This window comes from Pseudarthrobacter xylosi, assembly GCF_055412765.1.
Map to the genome: position 1 here is coordinate 133,589 of NZ_JBVAYT010000011.1, position 8,602 is coordinate 142,190.

The 8,602-nt window shown below is 61.1% G+C and carries 6 protein-coding genes; all 6 read right to left on the reverse strand.

Going from position 1 to position 8,602, the window contains the following annotated elements:
• Nucleotides 1-54: 54 nt before the first annotated feature.
• The gene (locus ACZY1F_RS19670; RefSeq protein WP_463944128.1) at nucleotides 55-933 is read right to left on the reverse strand and encodes a GumC domain-containing protein; all 879 of its coding nucleotides are present in this window, start codon (nucleotides 931-933) and stop codon (nucleotides 55-57) included.
• Nucleotides 933-2,201 (reverse strand): O-antigen ligase family protein, encoded by a 1,269-nt coding sequence (locus ACZY1F_RS19675; protein WP_463944129.1) that lies wholly within the window; start codon nucleotides 2,199-2,201, stop codon nucleotides 933-935. The genes ACZY1F_RS19670 and ACZY1F_RS19675 overlap by 1 nt, the downstream gene beginning before the upstream one ends.
• A gap of 176 nt (nucleotides 2,202-2,377) precedes the next feature.
• On the reverse strand, nucleotides 2,378-3,667 hold the full coding sequence (epsE, locus tag ACZY1F_RS19680) for an exopolysaccharide biosynthesis GT4 family glycosyltransferase EpsE (RefSeq protein ID WP_463944130.1): 1,290 nt from the start codon (nucleotides 3,665-3,667) through the stop codon (nucleotides 2,378-2,380).
• Nucleotides 3,664-6,303 (reverse strand): WecB/TagA/CpsF family glycosyltransferase, encoded by a 2,640-nt coding sequence (locus ACZY1F_RS19685; protein ID WP_463944131.1) that lies wholly within the window; start codon nucleotides 6,301-6,303, stop codon nucleotides 3,664-3,666. Before ACZY1F_RS19685 ends, epsE begins: the two co-directional genes overlap by 4 nt.
• Before the next feature lie 506 nt (nucleotides 6,304-6,809).
• The gene (locus tag ACZY1F_RS19690) at nucleotides 6,810-8,126 is read right to left on the reverse strand and encodes a hypothetical protein (protein ID WP_463944132.1); all 1,317 of its coding nucleotides are present in this window, start codon (nucleotides 8,124-8,126) and stop codon (nucleotides 6,810-6,812) included.
• A 142-nt stretch (nucleotides 8,127-8,268) separates the two neighbouring features.
• A partial coding sequence (locus tag ACZY1F_RS19695; RefSeq protein ID WP_463944133.1) for a DUF4082 domain-containing protein occupies nucleotides 8,269-8,602 on the reverse strand: 334 nt, incomplete at its 5' end.

The following is an 8,602-nucleotide window of genomic DNA, read 5'->3' on the forward strand; positions in this document are numbered from 1 at the left end:
CCGCCCTTGGCCTCATGTGTGATCCGGAGACCCAGAGGCGTCGGGTGCCCGAAATTACCGGTGCACCGATTCGCCGCTCCGCGCAACTACTTCCACGGGAGCATTTTGGGTGGTGCGGTCCGCCCTCCTGGGCCCAGCAGTAATGGGCGTATGGCGCCCTGCATACACGGTGACGGGGTGTGCAACGCTCGACGACGGGATCTCTGAGGCGTCATGAACGCCGGCTTTTGTCCGGTCGGACATAGTGTTTTCGGCTTTCGATTGAAGGCGCCGGTCCGAGGGCCCCGATGGCGCACGTCTGCTCCGCATAGTCTCCAAGGAACGGGCCAACGACACTGCGCCGAACATAAGCACTGCTCCTCCGAGCAGAACCATAATGACGGAACGCAGGCGGCTGGAGAACTGCTCAGTGGCCTTGTCTGAAGGATTGACTATAAAGCTCGTAAAGAGGAAACGATCCTCCGCGCCGTTGACCTTTTGGACTGTTCGAAGGTTCTCTTCAAAAACTTTGCCCAATGCCCTGGTCGTTTCATATGCCAGCGATGCCGAGTCGCCCGTCCCGGCAATGGAAACCACGAACCCATTGCCATTGAGGCCCCTTGCTACGGAATAATCCGAGCTCAATCCTGCATCTTCCAATGTCGTGGCCATTTCATTGCTGTTCAGGCGGGCGATGAGCACCTCCGTGATAAGAGCCGGATCAGAAGACCTGAGGAATGGGTTATCACCGTTCAGTGCACCCAATTCCGGGTGGGCATCAATCTCTTTTTCAGTGGGCAGCTTGGGATTTACCAAGGCGTAACTCAAAGTCGACTGGTAATACCGTGGCCCAAACTGGAAGACGTAAGCGGCCGCGAGCAAGGTTACTATCAGCACCGGAATGACCACTATTTTGTGATGCCAGACGGTCCGGATGACAGTCAATGGATCCATCAGGATTCCCCTTCTCCTATTAGTAAGTTCTCATTTCGCGTCATGATCCACGCAGCGCCACTGAGTCCAACAATCAGCGGATAAGCCAATGCGAAGACAGGGAAGGACAGCGAGTCAAAGGTCAGTGAGCAAACTGTCCCCACCAACCCGCCGGCGGCGACTGCAGCGGCGAAACTTTTCAGCGCCGGAGCCTGAGCCACCCGGGCCGCCCGCAAAGCGGCGATCCCGGGAAGAGTCAAATAGGCGACCGTACCCAGCAAGCCCACTACTCCCATAGTGACTGTGGCGTTGAGATATTGGTTGTCCAGAATATGCAATGCGTTGGTTGGCATGTAGTTGCCAGGTCCCAGTCCAAGAATCGGCCTTTCCTGAAACATCGCCTCGACCCGTGGGTAATTGTTGGTCCTGGTTGTGATCGAGGGATCTCCCTGTTCGGGCGTAAGAGCCGAAAAGATTGTGCCGATCAATCCTGGGATACTCAAGAACAGGGCGGAAACCACAATTGGAAGTATGACGAATGACCAAGCGCGGGCAACCGCTGGCAGAAAGGGAATCAGCACTGCCATCGCCACCGTCATTCCCAGGACCCCCGAGCGGGAAACGGTTATTGCTATGGCAAAAACCAAAAGTGAGGTACCGGCCCAGTGGATCCATTTGCGCCCGGTTGTGTCGTAGAGTCCTCGCCAGATCGAAATCGGCAGCAGCATCGAACACACAACTGCCAACTCGATGGGAGTAAAGGTGGTCCCTGCGACGCGTAGCAGCGGACCGCGATTCTGGAACGCGGTGTCACCGCCGTTGTTGGTGAAGCCAGGCATGACGTTCCCGATCCATTCCGTCGGGTTGACCTTCAGGAAGAACTGCACCGCTGCCACAAGGCAGCAGATCATCCCACCGGCCAGCAGGGCACGCACCAGGACCATCGCGTCGTTGATGGTGCGTAGCGTTTCTGTTGCGACGCAGATCACCGCAGTGCTGGCCAGCAGCAGGATCACCCAGCGGTCAGCGGAAGCTCGGGCCGTTTCCGTAGCGGGGCCAGTCCAGCCCGAGAACAACCCAACATAGGATGCGGAGGTCGCCACCAGCAGCAGCGCGATGCCGACACGCCCCGGATGGCGGGCCCCCACGGGGTCATGGAGCCCAAGCAGTGATGATGCGACCCACAGGGCAAACAAACCCGTTGCCAGCATCAGCGGAACAGTCCCGGCGGCCCCGACCGGAGCGATCACCATGTTCGACGGAACCGCGAAAATACAGAAGGCGATCATGCGCAGGAGAAGTGGCCTCCGGCCGGGCCCAGCGCTCTTCGGATCGAGGTCCGTGAGCCGTATGGACGGACCGTCGGTTCCTCCCGACCGCATTGCGGCCCATGCTGCGGCTCTACGCCCGGCGGGTTTTCTCCTCCGCCAACCAACCTGCGCTGAACCCTGCTCCGGTGGCTTCACTATGAACGGGCTTCCATGATGTCCGTGGCGGAGTTCTTCCGGCTGGAGCCCAGGATCCGGGCGGACAACTCCCTGGCTCCTCGTTCGCTGCTGAATGACGTTTCGACATGCTTACGGCATGCTCCGCTGAGCCTCACGGCCAAGTGCGGGTCAGTAAGGACATCTTGGAGCGACGCTGCCAGTTCAGCAGGGTCCCCTGGACGAACGAGGATGCCGGTGAGGCCATCTTCGACCAGTTCTTTCACACCGCCCCCCGCGGTTACCACAACGGGAACTTCCATGGACATTGCCTCCATGATGGCGACTCCGAGAGGTTCAGCATGGCTTGCCAATGCAAAGACGTGCGCGTTTGACAGTTGATCACGCACTTCCTCTTCCGGGACGGCGCCCAAAAAGGTCACGCGCCCGGACAGCCCTGCGGTTGAGACCAGCCGTTCAAGTTCGTGCCTATATCCACGCCCGCCGTCCTCGTCTTCACCGGCTATGACCAACTGGATATCCATGCCGCCGGCCACGAGCTGTTGCACCGCTCGAACAAGAACGTCATGCCCCTTGCCGATGTTCAGCCGGCCACAACTAAAGACTCGTGCCGCGCCCTCTCCACTCCATGCCCGGTACGGCTCCGGACGTGAAAACTGCAGAAAATCCACACCCATCGGCGCCACGCCGGTGCGGGCTGCTACGTCGGGCCCCAGGGAACGACTAATTTCGTGGCGGAGTACCTCTGTAATGACCGTTGCGAATTCGGCCTGCCGCCACTTTTCCGGTTGATTTGACCCATAGTCTCCGAGCGGGCCGTGGAGGGTCAGGCTGTAGTTCAGTCCGGTGACGTGATGGGCGAATAGCGCTACCTGTGCGGAGTCGGCGCAGGAGTGAACATGAACGTGAGTCCAGCCCCGTCGTCTGGCCAGCCCGGCCAGTTCAGCACCCATGACCAGTAAACCAAGCAGCCGCAGGAACCTCTTGGCTGCGGCTGCCGGTCCGTCCGTTCTGGCGAGGTGGCGAACTTCGGTGCTGAGCTCACCCATGATGCGGCGGCCCCTTCCCTTTGCAACTGCCTGAATCAGGGTCATGCCTGCCCTTGCCGCGGCCCCAGGTAACAGGGGCGACAGGTATTGCGTAGCGGATTCTGCCTCTGCTGCCCACAGCTGGGGCATCGTGTGGCTCCTGGGCCGCCGCGTAGACACAAGCTCCGGCCGCAGCCCCAACGCGCGCAGCGCCATGACTTCACGCCAGAAGAACGTATGCGTCTGTCCCGGAAACTCAGGGACCAGGTAGCCGAACTTCATGGCCGCCGGCCCCTGGAGAAAACTTCATCGGGGTTCAAAATGCGGCTGCTTTCATCACGTTCCCAGTGGGTTCCAGATCCTGCCCTCAAGTGCCAGCGTCCGCCCACCGCGAATGCTGCATATATCACTGCATCAACTGCAGAGACCGGGCCGCGTACGGAGTGAAGCAGTTCGCGAAGGGTTTGCATTGCGGACGATCCACTTCCGGGGTGCTGTTCCGCACTGCCCCTGTACACCCTTTTCAGGGTGTGGAAAAGGGCCGACGCCGAACGCGGTGTCCTGACGCGCACCGGGCCACACTCCAGAACACGCTTCTCATCATTCGAGTACAGGCCGTCGATGTAGAGGTCGTCTCCGATCACACCAGGGAACTCGGAGAACCGGTCATGGCCGCGTTGGCTGATCCCATAAACGCCCGCACCCCACAGGGCCGCCGACACTCCGGGCATACGGCTTCTGGCCCGGAAATACGCACGCACAGACCACGATGCACCGTTTGTGTCGTATCGGAGGGCGGGCCGGGCAGCGAGGGGCCCGGCCTCCGAGGCGAGTTCCACTAGCGTGTGCCGGAGCGCACCTGCCGGAAGGTCGATGTCCGCATCCAAGTAGATCCGTGGCCATCGTGTTGCGGTGCGGTCACCGGCGTTAAGGGCAGCAACCTTTGAGGCCTCCGGAACCCTGATCACGCGCACTCCGGGGAAGGATGCCGCTACTTCCTCTGTGCCGTCATTGCAGGCATTACAGGCGACGATGACTTCAACCGTGCCGGCCCGCAAGGACGGTTCCAGCGTCGCCAGGGTACGTCCTATCACCGCCGCTTCATTATGGGCCGGGATGATGATGGCACCCGGTGGGAAATCTGCGTTCTCCGCTCGGGTGGAATACCAGGAAGCGCGAGGCAGCTCATCCCATGTCCGTGAATCCAGCACAGTCCGAAAGGCCTGCCAGTGCCCGGGCAGCCCCGCACGTGCCAGCTCTCCTGCCGCCACGATGCAACGCACCAAGGCCGCGTTTGCGGCGCCTCCATACTTTCGTGCATAGCGAATTCGGTTGACGGCCATCAGTGCGTTTAGTTCAGGCGAGTTTCCGGACCCACCACGCCGGTGGATCATTCGTGATTCCGGTTCAAACCACGCAGCCGCGCCCAGTTCGCGGGCCCGCCGGAAGAAATCCACCTCTTCGGAGTAGAGGAAGAACTGCTCGTCCCACGGTCCGATCTCCGCTGCAAGGTCCGCCCTGACCATGAGGGCCGCACCGGTTGCCCAATCCACTCTATGCGGATGACGGTAACTGTTCTTATCAAAATCCATCTCGGCTAAGCGTCCGGATCGGTGTCGGACCCGGCCTCCCAGCACCGCATCTCCCACAGCCCGGGACACACTGGGCTCCCGTCGGAGTGAGGGATAAGTTTCACCGTCTTCATCCAGCAACACGGGGACAACCACACCTGCCTCGGAGGCCTCCATCCGCTCCCGGAGGGCCTTGATGGAACCAGCTTCCACGCGAAGGTCCGGGTTGAGTACCAAGTACGAGTCAGCCGTCCCCGCCCGCGCCATCGCGGCATTGATGCCGCCGGCGTAACCCCTGTTGCCGCCGGTTGGGAAGGACACAACGTCGGTCTCGTCGGCCAACACGTCGAGCGTTTTCATGGTTGGAGAGTTATCGGCCACAACAACCTTTATCGTTTGGTCTGCCGTCTCCGGCCGCAGGCTCCGGAGCAAGTCCCGCATATCCAGTTCGTTGTTGTAGGTGACCACCAGGACAGCCACGTCCGTATGGACCGAGGGGGGCGCGAACTGGCCGGGAGTTATATGGGAAGCTGACCTCTCTTGGGCAGAATCTGCACCGCCAACCGTCCTCATGGCCCGCATCCCGCTGTGGCGTTGCAACTGGCGGTACGCACCCGCGCCATGAAGCAGGTATCTTTTCGCGAGCCGACGTGGTTCCAAGGCAAGTCGCCAAGCCCACTCGAGTCCGCGATCCTGCACCGCGAGGGGGGCCCGCCGTACTCTCCCAGCCAGGAAATCAATCACGGCGCCGAAGGCCAGGAATACCTTGGCGTCAGTCATCCCCCCATAGCGGGCGATCCACAGCTCCTGGCGCGGCTTTCCCAAGCAGACCACCAGAATGTCGATGTTGGCTTTGGCAATCTCCGTGCACAAAGCGCGGCCGGCCTCGGGGTCATCAAGTGCCTCACGTTCAGGCGCCCACCAGCCTGCCACCCGCAGATCCGGGCGTTCCAGCGCAAATTTCTGCTGGACCAGTGTGTGGGCTTCGCTGCTTCCGCCCAGGAAACCGACCGTCAGGCCGTCGTCCGCCGCACGATCCAGGATCGGGCCAATTAGGTCGCTTCCGGCCAGCCGCGGCCACGGTCCCCGGGTCACCTTGTTGGCGGTGCTCACAAGCGGGGCACCATCAAGAAGTGTCAACCAGTCAATGGAAGGTTGGCCCTCGAAAGTTCCGGCCCATTTCCCGCCCGCTCCGAAATGGGTGATGTGGTCAAGGTTGGCGGACAGAACGCACAGTGGTGCGGCATTGCCAAGGGTCGCACGCGAAATGATCGCCCCGACGGCGTTCTCAAAGCTCATCAGATCGACCCGCGCGCCGCCCAGAGTGACAGGAACAGCCAAGCGCATAGCGTCGCTTGGTGGCAACGCGTTTCGATTGACTCCACTGTAGCTCGGCGCAGCAGGAGCTCTGCGAGCTCCTGACGGGATGAGAGTGGGAACTCCCAGTCCGAGGATCCGGCGGGGAAACACTCCTCCATGTGCAGACTTCATTTGGGCTCCATCGTCGCGGCACAACCACGCAGCGGCAGTGTTGGGGTCTGCACTCCCCTGTACTGCCTGCGGCACCGGGGTTGCCGGCACCTGACTGTCGCGTTCACTTAGTTGCTACCGAGGTCCTGCAGCTGGCGAGACTGACAGGTCTCTCCGCAATACGGCCCGGAACCATGGACCGCATACCCACAGGGCATCCGTATTCTTCAACCGTAAGCGCGGCCCAACTGGTCCACTAGGCAAGTGGAGCAGCCCTGTGGGTATCCGCAGCAGCTGTGTGGTGCGAACAAGGGAGCGGCCGGCACGACCTTGGGTGAGAAGAGCCCCGACGTGCGAGAACCCGGTCAAGTGCTCCGGAAGCCTTAGAGGGCGATCCGGTAGATGTGGTGGGTGTATTCGAAGGCGAAGATGTCCGTGAAATGACTGTCCGTGACTTTCAGGGTCCGGCCTTCGCCCACTACCTCCACGGTGGTTCCAACAATTGAAGGTGGGAGCCGGAAAGCCCTGGCGCCCGGCTCGGTGGCCAACGCAATCTCGGCGAACACGTATGCCGATCCGTCGAGTGCCTTCAGCATCGTGTCAACCCCCGGGCCGAAGTCCCAGATGTATGACTGAGTGTTGATCACGGGAGCCAGTGAGGTGATCTTGGCATTGGACGCCCTGATCAGCTCCTTCCGCGCTTCACTGCATTCCACCAAGGAGTAGCCGCCGTTGACCCCGTCGTTGTTGTGCTGGAAAAACATGATGCCGCGGGCCTCGTGGATGATTGCCGACCAGCAGGCGCCTTCGATCTCTTCAGGACTGATGGTGCGGGCGCCGGCGTCGTCAAGGAACGGCATTCCGGTCTCCACAAACATCCAATTCGGCTTTATCCCCGGCGACGCCTGGTACGCGCGCATTCGGTCCACGAGCCAGCCATAGGTAGCGGAGCGCATCGCGGGTGCGCCGGACTTCCAATGGGGAGACTGGGTGACGGCGAGGCCTACATGGGGGGAGGTATAGGCGTAGTTGTCCACACTGGCCACATCCACCACGTCCATGAAGTCGTCCATGTTCCCTTGGGCCCAAAAAGAGTCGAGCACGCCCTTGGAATAATTGGCATTGATGAACCTTCCATCATTCCGGGAGCGGAGCGCCGAGACCTGACGTTGCATGTCGGCGAGGTTCTCGTTCGTGTCCGAACCCACGCATCCCAAGCCAATATCGCATTCGTCGTTGGCAAACAGACCAACCACGTTCGGGTCATCGCCGATCTCGGCAGTGGAAAACTCGTTCTGGACGATGCAGAAGATTCCCTTTGATGTGGCATCCCGTAACGGGGCATTGTGTTCTATCCCTTGGAAGGTGTTGATGCCGACTGACTTCAGCTGCTCGGCGTGGGCCGCTCGTCCGAAGAACACGGCCAGCGGGAAGAATGCCGGATCAGTCCACCCGGCATTCGCTGCCCGGCGGAAGTTCCGCCAGTAGCCGGGGCCGCCTTCCCACTGGATGCGCGGAAGGTCCAACAACGCTGGCTGCTCAGCCTGCGGCACAGCTGCGGTCCGGGGGGTGGGCTGGCCTCCTTGGCCGTATCGGTTGGCCATCACTCCGACGGTTCCAGCGGCAACGGCCGCAGCACCGATGCCTACGAAGAAACTCCGCCGCCGCACGGAACCTTCCGGGAAATTGTCTCGGTTCATGATGCAGTCCCTTGCTCGTTCACTTCACTAACGCGCCGCAGTCACTGAGCGCGGCATGCGGGCATCGTGTTTGAACCCGGCAACGCTAATGCCAGGATCGGCCATTGACTTATCGAATACAGTCATCCCACAGCTCTCGCGGCTAGCTCGTGGTGAAGACGACGTCGACCCAGTAGTTGGTGTTGTTCCAACTGTCGGTCGGGAAGGACTGGGATCCGTACCGGTATACGCCGTTTGACCCTTCAGTGCCGCTGGCCAGCCCGTGCAACGGAGCTCTGTCAGCCGCAGTGTTGAAGTAGCCGCTGCTGGACGAGTAGGACCCGTTGGGTGCGTAGTACGACACCACGTACGTCGTATTTGCCGAAACGGCCACCGGATTCGAGAGATTCGCTTGCTGCCAGCCCGACGACGTCTCACCGCTGAACGTCACGCTCGCCAGGAGCGTGCCAGTACTGCTCCACAAATGCCCGGTATGG